This is a genomic window from Erwinia rhapontici, assembly GCF_020683125.1.
GTDB classification, from domain to species: Bacteria; Pseudomonadota; Gammaproteobacteria; order Enterobacterales; family Enterobacteriaceae; genus Erwinia; species Erwinia rhapontici.
On the sequence record NZ_CP085627.1, the window covers coordinates 957730 to 979343 of the forward strand.

22 protein-coding genes are annotated in these 21614 nt (G+C 57.9%); 14 read left to right on the forward strand and 8 right to left on the reverse strand.

What is annotated here, in order from left to right; all coding sequences use genetic code 11:
- Positions 1–24 precede the first annotated feature (24 nt).
- Complete coding sequence (gene puuE, locus LJN55_RS04415; RefSeq protein ID WP_133846199.1) at positions 25–984, forward strand: allantoinase PuuE; 960 nt, start codon at positions 25–27, stop codon at positions 982–984.
- A gap of 78 nt (positions 985–1062) precedes the next feature.
- Here puuE and hpxZ read toward each other — a convergent pair whose 3' ends face one another.
- From hpxZ to LJN55_RS04435, 4 genes are read right to left on the reverse strand one after another with little or no spacing between them, the layout of a single operon-like run.
- Positions 1063–1446 carry an oxalurate catabolism protein HpxZ gene (hpxZ, locus tag LJN55_RS04420; RefSeq protein ID WP_133846200.1) on the reverse strand — a complete coding sequence of 128 codons (384 nt, stop codon included), beginning with the start codon at positions 1444–1446 and terminating at the stop codon, positions 1063–1065.
- Positions 1447–1448: 2 nt separating this feature from the next.
- A complete protein-coding gene (locus LJN55_RS04425; RefSeq protein ID WP_133846201.1) occupies positions 1449–2846 on the reverse strand; it encodes an AtzE family amidohydrolase in 1398 nt (465 codons plus the stop codon).
- Positions 2843–3037, reverse strand: a complete 195-nt coding sequence (gene hpxX / locus LJN55_RS04430; protein ID WP_227535756.1) for an oxalurate catabolism protein HpxX — start codon at positions 3035–3037, stop codon at positions 2843–2845. The genes LJN55_RS04425 and hpxX overlap by 4 nt, the downstream gene beginning before the upstream one ends.
- A gap of 17 nt (positions 3038–3054) precedes the next feature.
- A complete protein-coding gene (locus LJN55_RS04435) occupies positions 3055–4641 on the reverse strand; it encodes a gamma-glutamyltransferase family protein (RefSeq protein ID WP_133846202.1) in 1587 nt (528 codons plus the stop codon).
- Between the two features lie 216 nt (positions 4642–4857).
- Between LJN55_RS04435 and hpxU the strand changes: the two genes are divergently transcribed.
- The 9 genes from hpxU to uraH all read left to right on the forward strand — a co-directional run bounded on the left by hpxU (position 4858) and on the right by uraH (position 12533).
- The gene (gene hpxU, locus LJN55_RS04440) at positions 4858–5697 is read left to right on the forward strand and encodes a MurR/RpiR family transcriptional regulator HpxU (RefSeq protein WP_159337606.1); all 840 of its coding nucleotides are present in this window, start codon (positions 4858–4860) and stop codon (positions 5695–5697) included.
- A gap of 285 nt (positions 5698–5982) precedes the next feature.
- The gene (locus LJN55_RS04445; RefSeq protein ID WP_159337607.1) at positions 5983–6765 is read left to right on the forward strand and encodes a transporter substrate-binding domain-containing protein; all 783 of its coding nucleotides are present in this window, start codon (positions 5983–5985) and stop codon (positions 6763–6765) included.
- Positions 6766–6778: 13 nt separating this feature from the next.
- Complete coding sequence (locus LJN55_RS04450) at positions 6779–7444, forward strand: amino acid ABC transporter permease (protein ID WP_133846205.1); 666 nt, start codon at positions 6779–6781, stop codon at positions 7442–7444.
- Positions 7444–8100, forward strand: a complete 657-nt coding sequence (locus LJN55_RS04455; RefSeq protein ID WP_133846326.1) for an amino acid ABC transporter permease — start codon at positions 7444–7446, stop codon at positions 8098–8100. Before LJN55_RS04450 ends, LJN55_RS04455 begins: the two co-directional genes overlap by 1 nt.
- Positions 8081–8815: an amino acid ABC transporter ATP-binding protein gene (locus LJN55_RS04460; protein ID WP_133846206.1), complete on the forward strand. Its 735-nt coding sequence runs from the start codon at positions 8081–8083 to the stop codon at positions 8813–8815. Before LJN55_RS04455 ends, LJN55_RS04460 begins: the two co-directional genes overlap by 20 nt.
- Positions 8816–8958: 143 nt before the next feature.
- Positions 8959–10197, forward strand: a complete 1239-nt coding sequence (locus LJN55_RS04465) for a pyridoxal-phosphate-dependent aminotransferase family protein (RefSeq protein WP_133846327.1) — start codon at positions 8959–8961, stop codon at positions 10195–10197.
- A complete protein-coding gene (gene hpxK / locus LJN55_RS04470; RefSeq protein ID WP_227535757.1) occupies positions 10194–11465 on the forward strand; it encodes an allantoate amidohydrolase in 1272 nt (423 codons plus the stop codon). Before LJN55_RS04465 ends, hpxK begins: the two co-directional genes overlap by 4 nt.
- Positions 11466–11709: 244 nt before the next feature.
- Positions 11710–12204 (forward strand): 2-oxo-4-hydroxy-4-carboxy-5-ureidoimidazoline decarboxylase, encoded by a 495-nt coding sequence (gene uraD / locus LJN55_RS04475; RefSeq protein WP_133846208.1) that lies wholly within the window; start codon positions 11710–11712, stop codon positions 12202–12204.
- On the forward strand, positions 12201–12533 hold the full coding sequence (uraH, locus tag LJN55_RS04480) for a hydroxyisourate hydrolase (RefSeq protein ID WP_133846209.1): 333 nt from the start codon (positions 12201–12203) through the stop codon (positions 12531–12533). The genes uraD and uraH overlap by 4 nt, the downstream gene beginning before the upstream one ends.
- A gap of 55 nt (positions 12534–12588) precedes the next feature.
- Here the strand turns inward: uraH and LJN55_RS04485 are convergent, their stop codons facing one another.
- Positions 12589–13356 carry an amidohydrolase gene (locus LJN55_RS04485; protein WP_212813771.1) on the reverse strand — a complete coding sequence of 256 codons (768 nt, stop codon included), beginning with the start codon at positions 13354–13356 and terminating at the stop codon, positions 12589–12591.
- Positions 13344–14504, reverse strand: a complete 1161-nt coding sequence (locus tag LJN55_RS04490) for a pyridoxal phosphate-dependent aminotransferase (RefSeq protein ID WP_133846211.1) — start codon at positions 14502–14504, stop codon at positions 13344–13346. Before LJN55_RS04490 ends, LJN55_RS04485 begins: the two co-directional genes overlap by 13 nt.
- A 128-nt stretch (positions 14505–14632) precedes the next feature.
- Here LJN55_RS04490 and LJN55_RS04495 point away from each other — a divergent pair, with 128 nt between their 5' ends.
- From LJN55_RS04495 to LJN55_RS04505, 3 genes are read left to right on the forward strand one after another with little or no spacing between them, the layout of a single operon-like run.
- Complete coding sequence (locus LJN55_RS04495; RefSeq protein ID WP_167864041.1) at positions 14633–15247, forward strand: methylthioribulose 1-phosphate dehydratase; 615 nt, start codon at positions 14633–14635, stop codon at positions 15245–15247.
- The gene (gene mtnC / locus LJN55_RS04500; RefSeq protein ID WP_133846213.1) at positions 15244–15933 is read left to right on the forward strand and encodes an acireductone synthase; all 690 of its coding nucleotides are present in this window, start codon (positions 15244–15246) and stop codon (positions 15931–15933) included. The genes LJN55_RS04495 and mtnC overlap by 4 nt, the downstream gene beginning before the upstream one ends.
- Positions 15930–16472 (forward strand): 1,2-dihydroxy-3-keto-5-methylthiopentene dioxygenase, encoded by a 543-nt coding sequence (locus LJN55_RS04505; protein ID WP_133846214.1) that lies wholly within the window; start codon positions 15930–15932, stop codon positions 16470–16472. Before mtnC ends, LJN55_RS04505 begins: the two co-directional genes overlap by 4 nt.
- 133 nt (positions 16473–16605) lie before the next feature.
- On the opposite strand, the gene mtnA is transcribed toward LJN55_RS04505, so the two are convergent.
- Positions 16606–17631, reverse strand: a complete 1026-nt coding sequence (mtnA, locus tag LJN55_RS04510; protein WP_133846215.1) for an S-methyl-5-thioribose-1-phosphate isomerase — start codon at positions 17629–17631, stop codon at positions 16606–16608.
- 115 nt (positions 17632–17746) lie between these two features.
- On the opposite strand from mtnA, the gene mtnK reads away from it, so the two are divergent.
- Positions 17747–18946: an S-methyl-5-thioribose kinase gene (mtnK, locus tag LJN55_RS04515; protein WP_133846216.1), complete on the forward strand. Its 1200-nt coding sequence runs from the start codon at positions 17747–17749 to the stop codon at positions 18944–18946.
- Positions 18947–19005: 59 nt separating this feature from the next.
- Here the strand turns inward: mtnK and fadE are convergent, their stop codons facing one another.
- Positions 19006–21450 (reverse strand): acyl-CoA dehydrogenase FadE, encoded by a 2445-nt coding sequence (gene fadE, locus LJN55_RS04520; RefSeq protein ID WP_227535758.1) that lies wholly within the window; start codon positions 21448–21450, stop codon positions 19006–19008.
- Between the last annotated feature and the right edge of the window lie 164 nt (positions 21451–21614).

Below are 21614 nucleotides of genomic sequence, written 5' to 3' on the forward strand. Positions count from 1 at the left end.
TTTGCGACGTTAAGGACTGAGACGATGAGCAACACTTCGGAAAAAAAAGAGTACAGCTTCAACAAAAACTATCCCCGTGACCTGCGCGGCTATGCGGGCAACCCGCCCCATGCTGCCTGGCCGGGTAACGCGAAGATCGCGGTGCAGTTTGTCCTCAACTACGAAGAGGGCGCCGAAAATAATGTGCTGCATGGTGATACAGGCTCCGAGCAGTTCCTCTCCGATATCATTGGGGCGGCTAGCTACCCTGAGCGCCATATGTCGATGGACTCACTGTATGAATATGGCTCACGCGCCGGATTCTGGCGCATCCATAACGAATTTCAAAAACGTGGCCTGCCGCTGACGGTCTTTGGCGTGGCCATGGCGCTGGCACGGCACCCGGAGATCGTCGAGGCGATCAAAGCCGCTGATTACGATGTCGTCAGTCATGGCTGGCGCTGGATCCACTATCAGGGCATGGATGCAAAAACAGAACGCCAGCATATGCAGCTGGCGCTGGATACCCTGACCGACCTGTTTGGCAAGACGCCAACGGGCTGGTATACCGGTCGCGACAGCCCCAACACCCGGCGTCTGGTCGTGGAACAGGGCGGCCTGACCTATGACAGCGACTATTATGGCGACGATCTGCCGTTCTGGACGCAGGTCACCTGTCAGGATGGCACGGTGAAACCGCATCTGATCATCCCTTATACGCTTGAAACTAACGATATGCGTTTTGCCACGCCGCAGGGGTTTAACACCGCGGAGCAGTTTTACACCTACCTGAAAGACAGCTTTGATGTGTTGTACGAAGAAGGGGACAGCACACCGAAAATGCTGTCGATTGGTATGCACTGCCGTCTGCTGGGCCGCCCAGGCCGTTTCCGCGCCTTACAGCGCTTCCTTGACCATATCCAGCAGCATGAAGGGGTGTGGATCTGTACCCGCCAGCAAATCGCTGACCACTGGGTGAAAACCCACCCGGCACCGAAAGCGTAATGCTGACAGCGAGGCTTGCCTCGCTGCCCTGAGCCCGTCCTGTATTATCGCAGAGACCACCAGGTCTCTGCGTACCTGTCAGCTCATCAAACTGACCTGCGCCGCCACAATGCGCCAGCCACAGGGGAGCCTGACCCAGGTCTGCTGCTGACGGCCGATTTTGTCGCTGCCCTCGCGGGTGAACTCTGTGCTGCACACCGCAAAATCATCGCCGTAGCTGGTGATCACCGTATTCTGTAACTGACGGAATAACCCGGCTGAAGGACGTGCAGCCCGAAATTCGCGAATCGCATCGATACCGTACAAGTTCTCTCCCGCACCCAGGCGCACTGTGCGTTCGTCGTGCCAGAAAAGTTCATCCAGCACCGCAATGTCATTACTGATTAACGCCTCTTCGTAACGATAAAACGCGGCGGTAACTTCGGCGAGGATCGCCGGGCGGTCAATATGTTCACTTTTCATGATCAATGCTCCCTATCCGCAGGGGCCGCGTGCGTAATGCCCATTTGCTCCAGCGCGCTGGCGGCACGCAGGCAGGCGGCTTCATTAAACGGGGCGGCAATCAGTTGCAGACCGATGGGTAACCCGCTACGGGTACGTAATGGCACCGTGGTCACCGGCAGGCCGAGGAACGAAATGGGCTGGGTTAACATGCCCATGCTGGCGCGGATCGGCAGGTCACTGCCGTTAATGTGCATGGTCTCCTGGCCAATCAACGTGGCGCTGGTGGGGGTAGCCGGTGCAATCAACACATCCACATGATCGAACAGCGGCAGCACCTGCTGCTGGAAGTAACGGCGGAAGCGCTGGGCCTGAATGTACCAGGCGGCGGGGATCATCGCCCCGGCCAGCAGGCGCTCACGCGACAAAGGCTCAAAGCGCTCAGGTGCACGGCGCAGGGCGGGGAGGTAATGATTCCCGCCCTCAGATGCGCTGATAATAAACGCCGACGTACGTGCCAGTTCGGCTTCCGGCAGCACGACCTCTTCGCTGGCATTCAGTGCGCTGGCTGCAACCGCCACCGCAGCGCGGGCGTCGTCATCGCACCACTGCTGAAAGTAACCGCCCAGCACGCCAAAGCGCAGCCCTTCACTACCGCGCTCCAGCAGAGGGCTGACCGCCTGCATGGCTTTATCAGCCTGGAAGCTATCGGCAGGATCGCTGCCCTGTAATACATCGTAGACGTGGGTGAGATCGCTGACGCGGCGGGCAAACGGACCAATATGGTCAAGGCTGGCGACAAACGGATGACTGCCGCTGCGCGACAGGCGACCGTAGGTCGGCTTCAGACCAAAGATTCCGCACAATGAGGCCGGAACGCGGATCGAGCCGTTGGTATCCGAACCGAGGGAGAAATGGACCAGCCCGGCGGCCACAGCGGCGGCCGAACCCCCCGAGGATCCCCCGGCAATCCGCGCCAGATCGTGTGGATTACGCGTGGCACCATAATGGCTGTTTTCGGTGGTGAAACCGTAGGCATACGCATCCATGTTCAGCATCCCGGACAGCAGTCCGCCGCCGGCTGCCAGCTTCTGCACGGCCCAGGCATCCTGACATGCCACCGGACGATCGCTGAATAAACTGGCGCCGGCCAGCGTCGCGTGTCCGGCCACATCAAACAGATTTTTGACTGCGTAAGGCACCGCTGCCAGTGGGGGGAGCGGCAGGTTGCCCTGTTTCAGGCGATCAACCCGGTCCGCCTCCTGCAACATGCGCTCCTGGGTAATCTGGGTCCAGGCATTCAGCTCAGGGTTATGCTGCGAGATCGCCGACAGCGTATGCAGGGCGATCTCGCGTGCACTCAACTCACCTTTAGCCAGCAATTGGGTCAGTTCGGCAATCGACAGTGCGGCCAGATTCATGCTTTATACACTCCAGCCACTTCCAGGCGATCGTCCAGCGGGAAGGTCATCAGCGGCGCGGCCATGCCGGCAATGCGGTTGAACTGGGTCAGCAGCTCGGCACGGCGTGCGTCGTCGAGTTCCAGTGCCAGCACCTGCTCCATCTGTGTGACATAGGCTGCCCAGTCGGGCGCCGTTTGCTTGATACTCATCTCAGTTTCCCTCTTTTTTAAAACCCGGCCGCGCTGCCGTTGCTACGCGGATCGAATGCCCCTTCGAGCATCCCGTTGTTGTGACGCACAATCGCGCCCGCATGGCCCACGGCTTCGCTGAAATCAGGCAACAGCTCAACTTCATGGCCCAGCGCCCGCAGCGTGGCAATGGTTTCTGGCGGGAAGCGACCTTCCAGTTTGAGTGAATCGGAGGCCTGACCCCAGGTGCGCCCCAGCAGCCAGCGTGGCGCACTCACCGCCTGCTGCAATCCCATGCCCTGTACCACATGGCGGGTAAAAATGGCCGCCTGAGTCTGTGGCTGGCCATCGCCACCCATCGATCCGTATACCATCGTCCTGCCATCGTTCAACCGTGCTGCCGCTGGGTTCAGCGTGTGGAATGGCTGTTTACCCGGCATCAGCGCCAGCAGGTGATCGGGATCGAGGCTGAAAGCCGCGCCGCGATTTTGCCAGGTAATACCCGTGCCGGGGATCACCACACCGCTACCAAATTCGTGATAAATGCTCTGAATAAAGGAGACGGCCAGCCCGCTGCTGTCCATCACGCCCATCCACACGGTGTCGCCCGGCCCTTTACCCGTGCCCCACGGCGCCGCCTGATTGACATCGATCTGCGCCGCCATCTGTTGCAGACGATCGCTGTCGAGCAGCGTTTGCATCTGTTCACGCATATGCTGCGGGTCGGTGATGTAACGGTCGCGCAGGCCAAAGGCCAGCTTGGTGGCTTCCACAATGCGGTGAATGGTTTGTGCCTCATCGGCATCGGCCATATTCAGATGGTCGGTGATCCCCAGGATCGCCAGTGATACCAGGCCCTGCGTGGGCGGTGTCATATTAAAGACATCGCCGTACTGATGGTGGATACGCAGTGGCGTCCGGCGTTTAGCCTGCTGACGGTTCAGGTCTTCCAGCGTGACCGGCATTCCCAGCCGTGACATCTCACTGGCGAGCTGACGGGCAAGCGGGCCGCGATAGAAGCTGTCCAGCCCGGCTTCGGCCAGATGAATGAGGGTGTTTGCCAGATCGGGCTGGGTAAAACGGCTGCCACACGACGGCACTTCGCCATCGGGTAAGAAGGTGGCGGCAAATCCCGGTTGATTCACCAGTTCGGCTTGTTTACTGGCGGTGGCGGTCGCCTGGGAGGCGGTGACCGGAATGCCATCGGCGGCATAGCGGATCGCATCCGCCAACAGGCGCGGCAATGGCAGTTGCTGACCGCCCAGTTCGCGGGAGATGTCCAGCGCTTCTGACCAGCCGCTGACCGTACCCGCCACCGTCAGGGCCGATTTCGGGCCGCGATGGGGAATGCTGCTGCTGCCCTGATAAAAGTCGATTGTCGCCAGCGAACCTGCCGCACCGCTGGCATCGATCGCCACCGGGTCACCCTTCGGCGGGACAATCAGCCAGAAGCCATCGCCTCCCAGGCCATTCATATGAGGATAGGCAACGGCAACCGTCGCGGCAGCAGCCACCATCGCTTCAATGGCATTCCCCCCTTCGCGTAAAATACCCAGTGCGCTTTCACTGGCCAGATGGTGCGGCGTCACCGCCATGCCCAGCGGGGCCATATTACTTTGATTCATTCCATTCCCGTCGTTCAGATAGCTGATAGGTTGACTAAAGCAATAGCCGTTCCAGTTTGTCGAGCGGCAGAATGTTAACAATTGAATATCTGTCGTATGGCTCCGGTTTTTGATTCAAAACCGGCCGATTTTCAGCCCGCAACGGTGTGAGCTACAGACAGGCACGTTATTTGTATATCATTCTGAGGATGAAACAAACGTTACAGGGTTAATCACATGATGCAGCTTGATGAACGCCTGCGCAGCCACTACGCGCAGCTTTCGCCGCAGGAACAACGTATCGCTGATTTTGCCTTCGATCATTTCGATGACCTGATCAGCTACAACAGTGCCGATCTGGCACGTCTCAGCGGGGTGTCCAAGGCCACGGTAAGCCGTCTGTTTAAGCGCCTGGGCTATGAAAAATATAAAGATATGCGCGACGAACTGCGCACCCTGCGCCAGAGCGGGATGCCGCTCACTGACCACCGTGATGCGGTGCAGGGCAACACGTTGCTGGCCCGTCACTATAAGCAGGAGATGGCCAACCTCACCCAGTGGGTGAACGGGATTGATGCGGCGCACTTTGGCGAGGTCGTTCAGGCACTGGCAAACAGTAAACGTATTTTTATCATTGGGATGCGTAATGCATACCCGGTGGCGCTGCACCTGCGCCAGCAGTTATTGCAGGCCAGAACACAGGTGCAGGTGCTGCCACAGCCGGGGCAGACGCTCTCTGAAGAGCTGGTGGATCTGACACCGGAGGATATGGTGGTGGTGATGGCGTTCCGGCGCCGCCCACGCATTATCCGCCCGTTGTTACAGCAGCTACAGCACAACGGCATTCCTGTGCTGGCACTGTGTGAACCCCAGGCGCAGGCGGTGATTGCCCTGGCGCGCTGGCAGCTGTGCGCGCCGCTGGACAGTGTCTCTGCCTTCGACAGCTATGCAGCGGCTAACAGCCTGATCAACCTGCTGGCCAACGCATTACTGCACGAATTGCTCAGTGACGGTCGTCAGCGTATTCATCAGATTGCTGACCTCTACACCCAGCTGGATGAGCTGGAACAGCGCTAATGGGGCGCTATTCTGGTGCATTGCATGGTTTTGGGGCGCCGCAAGGCGCCCTTTTTCGGACCCTTTTTCCCGCCAGTGTTTCCCTCTTTTGCCCGGTTTTTCTGTACTGAATATCAGTTTTTTGGCCTGTAATAACGCTTAATGTTTGGATTTAACACACTTTTTGTTTTCTGCGGTTTTACCATCGCGTAAAAAATGTGAGGCAGATAACGCGCTGGCACATTAGTTGCAATTAAATTCTTTAAGAATCTTTCGTTTCATGATGTATTAACCGGGGAAGTGAAGATGAAAAAAGGTTTAATCGCATTACTGGCAGGTGCCGTGCTGTTTTCTCAGGCCATCACGGCGCATGCCGATCAGTTACAGGACATTGAAAAACGTGGCGTTATCCGCATCGCGGTCCCTCAGGACTTCCCACCGTTTGGTTCCGTCGGTACCGATTTACAGCCGCAGGGCTATGACATCGATATGGCGAAGTACCTGGCGAAACAGATGAAACTTAAGTTGCAGCTGGTGCCCGTGACCAGCGCCAACCGCGTCCCTTATCTGCAAACCGATAAAGTGGATCTGGTGATCTCCAGCCTGGGCAAAAACCCGGAACGTGAGAAAGTGATCGACTTCAGCCGTGCCTACGCGCCGTTCTTCCTCGGTGTGTTTGGCCCGAAAGACGGCACGCTGAAAGATGCGGCTGCACTGAGCGGCAAATCGATCGGCGTCACCCGTGGGGCGGTGGAAGATATGGTGCTGACCGGCATCGCGCCGAAAGAGGCACAGGTGAAACGTTATGAAGATAACAACACCACGCTGTCGGCTTATCTGTCGGGTCAGGTGGAATATGTGGCCACCGGCAACCTGGTGGTAGCAGCCATTGCTCGTCAGAACGCGGATAAAGCGCCCGTGGCGAAATTTATGCTGAAGGATTCACCGTGCTTTATCGGCATGAAGAAGAATGAACCGGCACTGAAGGCCAAAGTCGATGCGCTGATTGAGCAGGCGATTCAGGACAAAACCCTGAACGGTCTCTCTGAGCAGTGGCTGAAAGCACCACTGCCAGCCGATCTGGGCTAGTTGGGGCTGACTGATGATGGGGCAACTGAATTTTCCTGCACTGTGGCCCTTCTGGCCGGAGCTTCTCTCCGGCCTGTGGGTGACGATCCAGCTAACGGTGATGGCAACGGTGGGCGGGGTAGCGCTGGGTATCTTCGGCGCGGCGCTGCGCAGCGGTAAACCGTCGACGTTGAGCCGTATCTGGGGTGTATATGTCGAGCTGATCCGCAATACGCCGTTTGTGGTCCAGCTGTTTTTTATCGTCTTTGGCTTGCCCAATCTGGGGTTGAAACTCACGGCAGGGGAAGCGGCGCTGCTGGCGATGCTGATTAACCTGGGCGCTTACAGCACGGAAATTATCCGCGCCGGAATACAGGTGACGCCAAAAGGGCAGTGGGAAGCAGGGCGGGTGCTGGGCCTGACGCGCACGCAGACCTTTATTCGGGTGGTGTTGCCACCGTCAATGAAGCGTATTTATCCGGCGCTGGTCAGCCAGTGCATTATCGTGATGCTCGGTTCATCGGTGGTGTCGCAGGTCTCTTATGAAGAGCTGACCTTTGCTGCCAACCTGATCCAGTCGCGCACCTTTTTGAGTTTTGAAGTCTACCTGGTGACCACGCTGATGTATCTGGCGCTGTCGATTGCCATGCGTCAGTTATTACTGGCCGCGGGCCGTAAGTGGTTTGGAGAGCAGCCATGATGACAACCTTTACTGACTGGGACATCCTGCGCAACCTGCTGCTGGCGGCGCGCTGGACGATTGCGCTCTCCCTGACCGCCTTTTTCGGTGGCACGCTGGTGGCGATGCCGCTGGTGATGGTGCGCCTCAGCGGGCGTAAATGGCCGAACCGCATTATCCGCTGCTATATCGAACTGTTCCAGGGGACGCCGTTGCTGATGCAGCTGTTCCTTGCCTTCTTCGGCGTAGCGCTGTTCGGCATAGATGTGTCGCCTTGGACGGCGGCCTCGCTGGCCCTGACGTTTTACACCAGTGCCTTTTTAGTTGATATCTGGCACGGCAGCATCAAAGCCCTGCCAAAAGGCCAGTGGGAAGCCTGCCGCTGCCTCGGTCTGAGTGTTGGCCAGACGCTTTACCGCGTGGTGCTGCCGCAGGCGCTGCGCATTGGCATTGCCCCCACGGTGGGCTTTGCCGTACAGGTGGTGAAAGGAACGGCGCTGGCCTCGATTATCGGTTTTATCGAGCTGACCAAGGCGGGCACCATTCTGAATAACGTCACCTATCAACCTTTCAAAGTGTTCGGATTAGTCGCCCTCGGCTACTTCCTGATGTGTTACCCGCTGTCACGCTACAGCCAGTATCTGGAGAAGAAATTCAATGCCGCTCATCACCATTAATCAGGTGCAGAAATATTATGGCGACAACCACGTACTGAAAGGCGTGGATCTCGACATCGAAATGGGTGAAGTGATCTCCATCATTGGTCGCAGTGGCTCGGGTAAAAGTACCCTGTTGCGCTGCATCAACGGGCTGGAAGGTTACCAGGAAGGCAGTATCAAGCTGGGCGGGATGACCATCACCGATCGGGATACCCAGGCCCGCGATATCAGCCGCTCCGTTGGCATGGTGTTTCAGAACTTCAACCTGTTCCCGCACATGACTGCGCTGGAAAATGTGATGCTGGCACCGCGCCGGGTACTGAAGAAAAAAGACGCCGAGTGCCGAGAGCTGGCGGCCCGGATGCTGGAAAAAGTCGGTCTGGGCGACCGAATGGATTACTATCCTGCCAATCTGTCCGGTGGCCAGCAGCAGCGCGTGGCGATCGCCCGTGCCCTGGCGATGTCACCCAAGGTGCTGTTGTGTGATGAAATCACCTCCGCGCTGGACCCGGAGCTGGTGGGTGAAGTGTTGAAAGTGCTTGAGCAGCTGGCCAAAGAGGGCATGACGCTGATCCTCGTGACGCACGAAATGAATTTTGCCCGTGAAGTCGGTGACCGCGTGGTGTTTATGCACCAGGGGCGGGTATGGGAGCAGGGCGACAGTAAAACAGTCTTCTCTGACCCACAAACAAATGAATTAAAACAGTTTATCTCCTCGGTGCGTGGGCTTTAGGCGGCTTTGTTTGTCATTTTGAACCTGGGCAGTGCTCAGAATCCTCACGTACTAGGTGTACGCTCCGGTTCTTGTGCGCTGTCCGTGTTCAAACTGCCTGCACCAGTAACGCCTAAGGGGTTATTTCAATACAGGAATCGATGATGGATCTCTCTACATTTACCCAAATTAACCCGCCGCAGCGCCTGCTGATGGGGCCGGGACCGATCAATGCCGATCCGCGCGTGCTGCGTGCCATGTCCAGCCAGCTGTTGGGCCAGTACGATCCGGCGATGACGCAATATATGAACGAAGTGATGGCGCTGTATCGCGGCGTGTTTCGCACTGAAAATCGCTGGACGATGCTGATCGACGGCACGTCACGCGCCGGGATCGAAGCCATCCTGCTGTCGGCGATCCGCCCTGGCGATAAAGTGCTGGTGCCGGTATTTGGTCGTTTCGGCCATCTGCTGTGTGAAATCGCCCGCCGCTGCCGCGCTGAAGTCCACACCATTGACGTGCCGTGGGGCGAAGTATTCACCCCGGACCAGATCGAAGATGCCATTAAAAAAGTGAAGCCGCGCCTGCTGCTGACTGTGCAGGGCGATACCTCCACCACGATGCTGCAACCGCTGGAAGAACTGGGTGCCATCTGCCGCAAATATGGCGTGCTGTTCTATACCGATGCTACCGCTTCGTTCGCCGGAAATGTGCTGGAAACCGATGCCTGGGGATTAGATGCTGTCTCCGCCGGGATGCAGAAATGCCTCGGTGGCCCGTCCGGCACCTCGCCGATCACGCTGAGTCCGGCAATGGAAGCGGTGATCCGCCAACGCAAATGCGTGGAAGCCGGGATCCGCACTGATGCGCATCAGGACGGCGATGACGAGATGATCTACTCCAACTATTTCGATCTCGGCATGATCATGGACTACTGGGGCCCTGAGCGATTGAATCACCATACGGAAGCCACCTCGGCGCTGTTTGGCGCCCGTGAATGTGCGCGTCTGATCCTTGAAGAGGGGCTGGATAACGGCATTGCCCGCCACAAGCTGCACGGCGATGCGCTGCTTAAGGGCATCCAGGGAATGGGGCTGGACACCTTCGGTAACCTCGAACACAAAATGAATAACGTGCTCGGCGTGATGATACCGCCGGGTGTCAACGGCGATCAGGTCCGTAAGCTGATGCTGGAAGATTTCGGCATCGAGATCGGCACCTCATTTGGCCCACTGATCGGCAAGGTCTGGCGCATCGGCACCATGGGGTACAACGCGCGTAAAGACTGCGTGATGCAGACCCTGAGCGCACTGGAATCGGTGCTGAACTACCTCGGTTTCCGCAGTACTCAGGGTGCAGCGATGCAGGCGGCCTGGGATCACTACAACGGGAGCCGCGGATGAGTGAGAGCCTGATGAATGCCACTGCCGCCGCCGCCGCCGCTGCGCGCGTGATGGCACGCTGTGATGCGCTGGCAGAAATCAGTGAAACCCCGGGATACCTGACCCGCGTTTACCTTTCGCCGGAGCATCTGCGTGCCAATGCCATGGTGGGCAAGTGGATGAAAGCCGCCGGAATGCAGGTGTGGCAAGACAGCGTGGGTAATATCTGCGGGCGTTATGAAGGCGAGCGGCAGGATGCGAAAGCGCTGTTGTTGGGTTCGCATCTGGATACCGTGCGTAATGCCGGGCGCTACGACGGTATGCTCGGCGTGCTGGCGGCGATTGAAACCGTGCAGTATCTGCACGATCGCGGCGAACGCCTGCCGCTGGCGATTGAGATCATCGGTTTTGCCGACGAAGAAGGGACACGCTTCGGCATCACGTTGCTCGGCAGCCGTGGTCTGACAGGCACCTGGCCCGACAGCTGGCTGACGCACCCGGACGGCAACAGCATTACCGTGGGGCAGGCGATGAGGGATATCGGCTTTAACCCGGATCTGCTGTGGCAGGCTGCGCGTGACGTCGAAGATTTCGTTGCCTACCTGGAACTGCATATCGAACAGGGGCCTTGCCTGGAGCAGGAGCAGCTGGCGCTGGGGGTGGTTACGGCCATTAACGGTGCCCGCCGCCTGAACTGTCGTTTTACCGGCGAAGCCGGACATGCCGGCACGGTGCCGATGAGCCACCGGAAAGATGCACTGGCCGCCGCCGCCGAATGGATGGTGTTTATTGAGCAACGCACCCCGGAGCATAACCCGCAGCTGGTGGCGACCGTCGGGACACTCCAGTGCCATCCGGGTGCGGTCAATGTGATCCCGGGAGAGGTGACCCTGACGCTGGACGTGCGTGGATCGGAAGATCGGCCGTTGGCCGAATTGCTCTCTGAACTGCTTGTTCAGGGCGAAGCCATTGCGCTGCGTCGCGGACTGAGCTTTAGCGCTGAAGAGTATTATCAGATCCCGGCCACACGCTGTGATGACGGTTTGCAGGCGGCGCTGAGCCGTGCGGTGACCACCGTCCAGGGGCGCAGTCTGTCGCTGCCGAGCGGTGCCGGGCATGATGCGATTGCCATTGCCGAACGCTGGCCAGTAGGGATGCTGTTTGTGCGTTGCGATCGGGGTATCAGCCACCATCCGGCGGAATCCGTGATGACGGAAGACGTGGCGCTGGCGGTGCAGGCCTACGTAGAGGTTGTCGTAGGGGTCGGACATACGGCCTGGCCTTCGTAAGGGGCAGGCTTTCGTAGGGGTCGGACATACGGCCTGGCCTTCGTAAGGGGCAGGCTTTCGTAGGGGTCGGACATACGGCCTGGCCTTCGTAAGGGGGCAGGCTTTCGTAGGGGTCGGACATACGGCCTGGTCTTCGTAAGGGGGCAGGCTTTCGTAGGGGCCGGACATACGGCCTAGTCTTCGTAAGGGGGCAGGCTTTCGTAGGGGTCGGGCATGCCCGACCCGGCTTGGTGGAGTGATGACTATGAACCTGACGCAGTTCAACCAGGTCAGCGCTGCCGATGCGCAGCACAGTATTGAACATTGTGTCGCGCTACCTGAGTGGGCTGCGGCAGTGGTAGATGCCCGGCCTTATGCTTCGCTGGCGGCGCTACTGGCGCAGGCTGAATCACTGTCGCAGACCTGGGATAGCGTTGCGCTAGCCCAGGCACTCACTGCTCATCCGCGTATTGGCGAGCGTGCGGGCGGGTCAGGCAAAGAGGCTGCACTGTCCCGCGGTGAACAGGGGCAGGTCAATGCTGCGGACCTTCCACTGGCGCAGGCATTACAGGCAGGTAACGCCATCTATGAACAGCGCTTTAGCCAGGTCTTTCTGATCCGCGCCAAAGGCCGCAGCGGTGAGCAGATCCTTACGGAGCTGCAACGCCGCCTGCAAAACGATGCGCAGCAGGAACAGCACGAAGCGCTGCAACAGCTACGCGACATCACGTTATTACGCTTAGAGGAGACGTTCCGTTGAGCACAGTAACCACGCATATTCTTGATACTGCCCTGGGGAAACCGGCGGCAGGTGTGACGATTGCCCTTGAACAAAACAGCCCGACAGGCTGGCAGCTCCTGGCCTCTGGTGTCACCAATGCTGACGGCCGCATTGGCGATCTGACGCCGCAGCCGCTGGCACCGGGCCACTATCGTCTGACGGCCGAAATCGGCGACTATTTTGCTGCCGACGGGCGTGAAACCCTGTACGTCAACGCGCAGATTGATTTCGTGATTGCCACCACCGGCCACTACCACTTACCCTTTTTGATCACCCCGTGGTCGTGGTCCACCTATCGCGGTTCATAAATTGGGGCGACTGGAAAAAAGGGTCGCCCACTCTGTTTTCATCGGCCCGTGACAATCACAAACGAAAACTGTCCGCATCACGCCATGCCGGGAATTTCTCGCGGTACTCGCGCAGGTTCTCCAGCGACAGCGTAGCATCCAGACGGGCAGGTTGATGCGGTTCACCCTGGGCTAAGATTTCTCCCTGCGGGCTGATGATCCGGCTGTCACCGCTGTAGGCGTGGCCGTTGCCATCGGTGCCCACGCGGTTACATCCGGCGATATACGCCTGGTTTTCAATGGCGCGCGCCTGTAACAGCGTCTGCCAGTGCAGCGCACGCGGCGCTGGCCAGTTGGCGACATACAGCGCCAGGTCGTAATCGTTCTGATTGCGGGAAAACACCGGGAAGCGCAGGTCGTAACAGACCTGCGGCAGAATACGCCAGCCACGCCACTCGATCACCTCACGGCGATCGCCCGCCAGATAGTGTTCATGTTCCCCGGCCATACGGAACAGATGGCGCTTGTCATAGAAATGCACCTTGCCCTCAGGTTCCACGAGGAAGAAGCGGTTCACCGCGCCTTTCTCCACCTGAATCGCGGCGCTGCCAGCCACCATCGCATGGGCCGCGGCGGCTTTCGCCTGCAGCCAGGCAATCACCTCGTTTTCGGGCAGTGAGCTCGCCGCCGCCTCCATGGCAAATCCGGTGGTGAACATTTCCGGCAGGATAATCAGGTCACGATCCTGAATATCGGCGAGCAGACCGTCGAAAAAGGCCAGGTTAGCCGGGCCATCCATCCATACCAGCGGCTGCTGAAGGACGGTAATGTTTAAAGTTGACACAGGCGCTCCGCGGCAGCGTCCAGCGTGGCTTCCTGTTTGGCGAAGCACAGGCGGATCAGTTTATGGGGGAAGGCATCAGCGCAGAATACCGACAGCGGTATGGCGGCCACGCCCACTTCTTTGGTCAGCCACTGGCAGAATGCCACATCATCCAGATCGGAGATTGCGCTGTAATCGGCCAGCAGGAAATAGGTGCCTTCGCACGGCAGCAGTTCGAAACGACTGCCCGACAGGGCTTTCACAAAGCGGTCACGGCGCGCACGGTAGAAGTCCGGCAGTTCGCGATAGTGTTGCGGTTCAACCTCCAGCATATCCGCGATGGCCAGCTGTGCAGGCGTATTCACCGAGAAGGTCAGGTACTGGTGGACTTTGCGCACTTCAGCACTGATTGCCGTCGGGGCCACGCAGTAACCCACTTTCCAGCCGGTCATATGGAAGGTTTTACCAAATGAAGACACTGCAATAGCACGGGCACGCAGCTCAGGATGTGCCAGCACGCTGGCGTGACCGTTCTCATCGAAACAGATGTGTTCATACACTTCGTCGCTGAGAACGTAGATTTCCTGCTGGCGAATGGCTTGCCACAGCTGGGCGAAGTCGCTCTGCTGCCACACGGTGGCTGACGGATTATGTGGGGTATTGAGGATCACCAGCCGCGTTTTTGGCGACAGCAGTGCGGCAAACGCCTGCCAGTCAGGGCGGAAGCCAGGTGGCTGCAAGGCGATGCGTTTCATCACGCCGCCAGCCAGCGTAACGGCGGGCGCATAGCTGTCGTAGCTCGGGTCAAAGCAGATCACTTCATCGCCCGGACGGACCAGCGCGGTAATTGCAGCATAAAGGGCTTCGGTAGCGCCAGCGGTCACGGTGATCTCGTTGTTCACATCCGGCGCGTAGCCGTACAACCCGGCGGTTTTTTTCGCTATCGCTTCACGTAACGGGGCAACGCCAATCATCGGGGCATACTGATTTGCACCCTGGCTGACATGATGTGCCAGACGCTGTTGCAGATATTGCGGGCCGTCAAAGTCGGGAAAACCCTGGGACAGATTGATGGCATTGTACTGCTGCGCGAGCGCGCTCATCTGAGTGAAAATGGTGGTGCCCAGCGCAGGCAGTTTGCTCTCTGGGGTGAACGGCGTCTGGCTCATAGATCTCAACCCTTGTGAATGCGGTTTTATGATGTTGGACTCTGAATATATCACGGTGATAGTATTTGGCAATCAAGACGCATAGACGTCTATATTCTCCTTTATCATCTTTCACACTAAGGAAAGAGATGACGCAAAGCTCTCAGTTAGATCAATTAGTTGCTGCCTGTCACTGGATTGGTGCTCGCGGCTGGGCCCCGGCCACGGGCGGTAATATGTCCGTGCGCCAGGATGCGCAGTTCTGCCTGCTGAGTGAGTCCGGCAAAGACAAAGGCAGCCTGACGCGTGACGACTTTATCCAGGTCGATATTGCTACCAATCTTGTCCCCTCCGGGCGTAAGCCATCGGCGGAAACGGGTCTGCATACGCTGATCTACCGCCTGTTTCCTGATGCGGGAGCGGTGCTGCATACCCACACGGTGAATTCCACCGTGCTGTCGCGTGTGGAGAAAAGTGCGGCGCTGACATTGCAGGGCTATGAGATGCAGAAGACGCTGGCCGGACAACACTCGCATCTTGATGCGGTGCCGATTGCCCTGTTCGATAACGACCAGGATATTGACGCGCTGGCACAGCGTATTGAACAGTTTGCGGCCCATACCCCGCTGCGTTATGGTTTTCTGCTGCGCGGTCACGGGCTGACCTGTTGGGGCAAAGACGTCAATGACGCGCGCCGTCATCTTGAAGGGCTGGAGTTTTTATTCCAGTGTGAATTACAACGTCGCGTTCTGGAGAAATCATGATCCGCGCCATCATCACTGATATTGAAGGCACCACCAGCGATATTCGCTTTGTGCATAACGTCCTGTTCCCTTATGCGCGTCAGCATCTTCCCGCTTTTATTACTGAACATCAGCAGCAACCGGCGGTGGCCCAGGCGCTTGACGATCTGCGTGTGGAGGCCGGCAATCCGCAGGCGACACCGGATGAACTGGTGCAGGTGCTGTTCGGTTATATGGATCAGGATCGTAAATCCACCGCGCTGAAAGCCTTACAGGGCATGATCTGGCGTGCGGGCTATGAGAATGGCAGTTTTACCGGCCATCTGTATGCCGACGTGCTGCCTGCATTAAAACAGTGGCAGCAGCAGGGCGTGGCGCTGTATGTTTATTCATCTGGCTCCGTAGCTGCGCAGAAATTGTTATTTGGCTACAGCGACGCCGGTGATATCACTGGCCTGTTTAGCGGATACTTTGATACCCATGTGGGTGCCAAACGTGAAGTCGATGCTTATCGCAACATTGCCAGCCAGATTGGGTTGCCCGCAGAGAATTTGCTGTTCTTATCCGATATTCATCAGGAGCTGGACGCCGCACAGGATGCAGGCTGGAACACCGTGCAGTTAATACGCGGCGACGCGGACACTGAGAGCCGTCATCGTCAGGTTGCAGGTTTTGATCAGATTAACCAGGAGCTGTTGAACTCATGAGTGCACTGACTATTTTTACCGATACCGAAGCGACCACACCGGTCTGGCACAGCACCGATGCGGCAGAGATTGCCGACAAGTTGCACAGTAAAGAGGTGCGCTTTGAGCGTTGGGAAGCGGACCGTGACCTGGGTGAAAATCCGGATGCCGCAACGGTGATCAACGCCTATCAGCATGCCATTGATCGTCTGGTGGCAGAAAAAGGCTATCAGAGCTGGGATGTCATCAGCATGCGTGCAGATAACCCGCAGAAAGAGGTGCTGCGCACCAAGTTTCTTTCTGAGCACACCCACGGTGAAGATGAAGTGCGTTTCTTTGTGGAAGGGGCGGGGCTTTTCTGTCTGCACCTTGACGGGCACATCTACCAGATCCTGTGTGAGAAGAATGATCTGATTTCGGTACCCGCCGGAACGCCGCACTGGTTTGATATGGGATCGTCACCCAACTTCACTGCTATCCGTATTTTCGATAACCAGGAAGGCTGGGTCGCGAAGTTTACCGGTGACACCATCGCCGATGCGTATCCGCGTTTACCGTAATCCCCGTCATTCTTCCAGCTGCAGCTGCGTTGACTGCAGCTGCTCACCCTGGTCACATAGCTACCTATGCTCCCAGGGACTCACAGCTTTGCCGCCTTGCTGCAACTCGAATAATTTAGGGAATTCATCGTTCTTAAAGCCGTGGCTGAAACTCACCCGCTTCTACCTGCACAGGGGTGACGACCCCGGTATCCAGCACCCAGCCGCTAATCAGTGAGGCAGGCGTCACATCAAACGCCGGGTTATACACCTGCGCATCGTCTGGCGCCCACTGCACATCACCAAAGCTTCCGGCTACACCGGTCACTTCGCGGGCAGCGCGCTGTTCAATCGGGATGGCCTCTCCGTTCGGGCATTCACGGTCCAGGGTGGTATGCGGTGCCGCAACGTAGAACGGAATGTTGTGATACTTCGCCAGTACCGCCAGGCTGTAAGTGCCAATCTTGTTGGCCACGTCACCGTTGGCAGCAATGCGGTCAGCGCCTACCCAGATAGCATCAACCTGTCCCTGAGCCATCAGACTGGCGGCCATCGAGTCACAAATCAGGCGGTAAGGGATACCCAGCTCACCCAGCTCCCAGGCGGTCAGTCGGCCACCCTGCAACAGGGGGCGGGTTTCATCCACCCAGACACTGGCGACCGTGCCTTCCTGCCAGCCACGTGCAATCACTCCTAACGCCGTGCCAACGCCTGCGGTGGCCAGCCCGCCGGTATTGCAGTGGGTCAGCAAACGGCTACCGGGCGTAATCAGTGCGCTACCGGCAACAGCAATGCTGTCGCACAGTGCTTTATCTTCATCGATCAGACGCAGTGCTTCTGTGCCCAGCGCGCTAACGAAATCATCCTGCGCCAGGGCCAGCTTCATGCGATCAAGGTTATTCATCAAATTCACCGCCGTCGGGCGCGAAGCACGCAACACCTCCAGCGCCTCAGCCAGCTGCGGTTTTGCCATGCCATTTTCGGCCAGCAGGGCCAGCAACAGGCTGGCAGACAGCCCGATCAGCGGAGCGCCGCGCACACGCAGGGCTTTAATATGACCCACCAGCCCGGCAACGTCCGGCGTCGGGCACCAGATTTTCTGCTGCGGCAGGGCCTGCTGGTCGAGGATCCAGAGCTGATTATCACGAACCTGTAAGCTGGTGGTACTGAGTGTTTGCATGAGTTAAATCCTGGTTGCTTTAATGCATCATATTGTGCCAACATGGTTAACGGATGTATAGACGTCTGAACGGCTTATTACAACGAAACATGGGTTATTTTTGAGGGGCAGATCAATGTCGCAATACCGTACGTTCACCGCAGCGGATGCCGTGGAATATGCTCGCCAGTTTGGCGGCGTGGCGAACCCCGAAACGCTGGTTGATTCGCAGGAAGTCGGCGATGGTAATCTCAACCTGGTGTTCAAGATTTTTGATACGGCAGGCGTCAGCCGGGTGATCGTCAAGCAGGCACTACCTTATGTGCGCTGCGTGGGCGAATCCTGGCCTCTCACCCTGGACCGTGCGCGTCTGGAAGCTGAAGTGCTGATTGAGCACGGAAAATTCTGCCCGCAGCATACGGTCAACATCCTTCACTACGATCCGGAACTGGCGGTGATGGTGATGGAAGATCTCTCTGACCATGCGATCTGGCGTACCGAGCTGGTGAACGGTGTTGAATATCCGCAGGCGGCAGGGCAGTTGGGTGAGTATCTCGCGCAAACCCTGTTCCATACCTCTGATTTTTTCCAGCATCCGTACCAGAAAAAAGCGGACGTGATCCGTTTTACTAACCCGGAGCTGTGCGATATCACTGAAGAGCTGTTCTTCAACGAACCCTACGAAGTTCATGAGCGAAATGCTTATCCGCGTGCGCTGGAGCCGCTGGCTGAATCCCTGCGGGATGATCAGGCCTTAAGGCTCGCCGTTGGCGGCCTGAAGCATCGCTTCTACTGCCACGCAGAAGCCTTACTGCATGGGGATGTTCACAGCGGTTCGATCTTTGTGAAAGAAGGCCGCTTGAAAGTGATTGATGCGGAGTTCGGTTTCTACGGCCCGATGGGCTTTGATATTGGCAGCGCACTGGGCAATTTGTTGATCAGCTACTGTGCAGCACCGGGCCTGCTGCCACCGCGTGAAGCGGCCGCCGCGCGTGAAAATCGTCTTAACGATGTGCGTGAAGTATGGCTGAGTTTCACCGAGGGTTTCCTGGCGCTGGCGGCAGAGAAGAGCCGCGATCGTGCGCTGGCCGTGCCGGGCTACTCCCGCGAATTCCTGCGTAAGGTGTGGAGCGATACCATCGGCTATTGCGGCACTGAACTTATACGCCGTACCGTGGGGATGTCGCAGGTCGCAGATATCAAGAAGATCGAAGATGAAGCGATGCGCATCGAATGCGTGCGCCAGGCGATAATCCTGGGGCGCAGCCTGATCCTGCTGGCTGATCATGTGCCGGATGTGGAAGCACTGATTGCACGTATCCGCCAGAACGGTTAACGGTTTATTGCCTCTCAGTGAATAAAGGCCGATCGATAACGTCGATCGGCCTTGTTACTTTATGCCGCTTCGATTTTACGTGGTGGCTTTACCTCTTTTACCGGTTGAGTTGCCAGCGCATCGGCGTCAAATTCATCCACGTTAATTGAGCGCAGGCGGCTGACTTCAGCACGGATCAGAATATCGGCTTCTTCCTGGGTGACCCATCCCGCCTCCAGCCCTTGTGCTGCCAGTGCATCCAGACGGGTAAACGACAGATGTTTTTTCTGCTGTTTACACAGGCGGTCATGAATCGCTTCTGCGGCCATCACATCGTGCAGCGCTTCTTCCAGCTGGCCTGCCGGGTTGTGTTCACTCGGTGCGAGATACTGACCGCGCCCCAGGCGGTTGCGGGTGGCGGATGGCACCTGCAAAATAAGCGCCAGTTGATGATCCAGGCGGTCGGACGGCGCCCGGCTGTGACGGCCGGTCGGGAACACCACGGCGCGTACCAGGCCCGCCACCAGGCGGTTCGGGAAGTTGCGCAGCAGGTCGTCGATAGCCGTGTCTGCCTGATTCAGCGCATCCTGAACGCCCCAGTGCAGCAGCGGTAAATCGGCTTCGTTACGTCCTTCATCCTCATAACGCTTCAGCGCTGCCGAGGCCAGATAGAGCTGGCTCAGGATATCGCCAAGGCGCGCCGAAATGCGCTCGCGGCGTTTCAGGCTGCCGCCCAGCACGGACATTGAGACATCCGACAGCAGTGCAAGGTTGGCACTGACGCGGTTCAGATGCTGATAGTAACGACGGGTGGCATCGCGAGTCGGCGAGGCGCTGGTGCGGCCACCCGTGAGTCCCAGCCACAGGCTGCGCAGCGTATTGCTGCCCACGTGGCCGATATGGCTGAACAGCGCCTTATCAAAGGCTGTCACATCATTATTCTGCGCTGCCGCCATCTCTTCCAGCACGTAAGGGTGGCAACGAATAGCACCCTGGCCGAAGATAATCATACTGCGGGTCAGAATGTTGGCGCCTTCCACCGTAATGGCAATCGGCGCCCCCTGATAAGCGCGGGCAAGGAAGTTGCTGCTGCCGAGCATAATGCCTTTACCGCCCGCAATATCCATGGCGTCAACAATTGCCCGCTGACCGCGATGAGTACAGTGGTATTTCACGATGGCGGACAGCACCGCCGGTTTTTCACCAAGCATAATGCCACTGGTGATCAGCGTGGCGGCGGCATCCATCACATAGGTGTTCCCGGCGATGCGTGCCAGCGGTTCTTCAATCCCCTCCATCTTGCCAATCGGCAGGCGGAACTGACGACGAATATGCGCATAGGCCCCGATCGCCAGAGCAATGCTTTTCAGGCTGCCGGTGGAGTTGGACGGCAGAGTAATGCCACGGCCCACTGACAGACACTCAACCAGCATTCGCCAGCCCTGTCCGGCCATTTCCGGGCCACCGATAATAAAATCAATCGGCACAAAGATATCCTGGCCGCGTGTCGGGCCGTTCTGGAACGGTACGTTGAGCGGGAAATGCCGTTGACCAATTTCCACGCCCGGTGTCTGCGTGGGGATCAGCGCACAGGTGATCCCTAACTCTTCCGTTTCGCCCAGCAAATGGTCGGGGTCAGAAAGCTTAAACGCCAGGCCGAGCACAGTGGCGATAGGGGCGAGGGTGATATAGCGTTTGTTCCAGGTGAGGCGCATACCCAACACCTGCTGACCTTCCCATTCACCCATGCATACCACGCCAACATCCGGGATGGCACCGGCATCGGAACCCGCTTCCGGGCTGGTCAGGGCAAAGCAGGGGATCTCCTGGCCGCGTGCCAGACGAGGCAGGTAGTGATCTTTCTGCGCTTCGGTCCCGTAATGCTGGAGCAGTTCGCCCGGGCCAAGGGAGTTAGGCACACCCACCGTGATCGCCAGAATCCCGGAAACCCCTGACAATTTTTGCAGCACGCGCGCCTGAGCGTAGGCCGAAAATTCAAGGCCGCCGTACTCTTTCTTGATAATCATGGCGAAGAAGCGGTGCTGTTTGAGATACGCCCACAGCTCAGGCGGCAGATCGGCCATTTCATGGGTGATCTGGAAGTCATTTGCCATACGGCAGGCTTCTTCTACCGGACCGTCAATAAACGCCTGCTCTTCCGGCGTCAGTCGCGGCTGCGGATAGGCATGAAGTTTTTTCCAGTCCGGTGTACCACGGAACAGATCGCCTTCCCACCAGGTGGTACCGGCATCGATGGCTTCTTTTTCGGTGCGTGACATCGGCGGCATCACTTTCTGGAAGGTGTTCAGCGTGGGTTTGCTGAACAGCGCCTGGCGCATGGTCAGGAGATTAAATGGCAGCAGAATAAGCACCAGCGGAACCAGCAGCCAGAGTGTCCACAGCCCTGCCAATCCGAGCACAGCGGTCCAGAGCAGCAAGACTGCACTGGCAGCCAGCAGATTAATACGGTGATAAAACAGGGCGCCAATCAGCACGATCGTCGCCACAATACTGAGAACCATCATAACATGTGCTCCGTAAGTAGTAAGAGGTCCGACCTGTTGGTTATATGTTTAGATTACCACGGCGCCAGGTGCAATCTGTTTACATAATAATTACAACCTGGCTCACAAAGCGGTGGCACGAAGCGTTAATCCCTCCGGGGGGCGGGGAGATCGCTTCCCGGCTC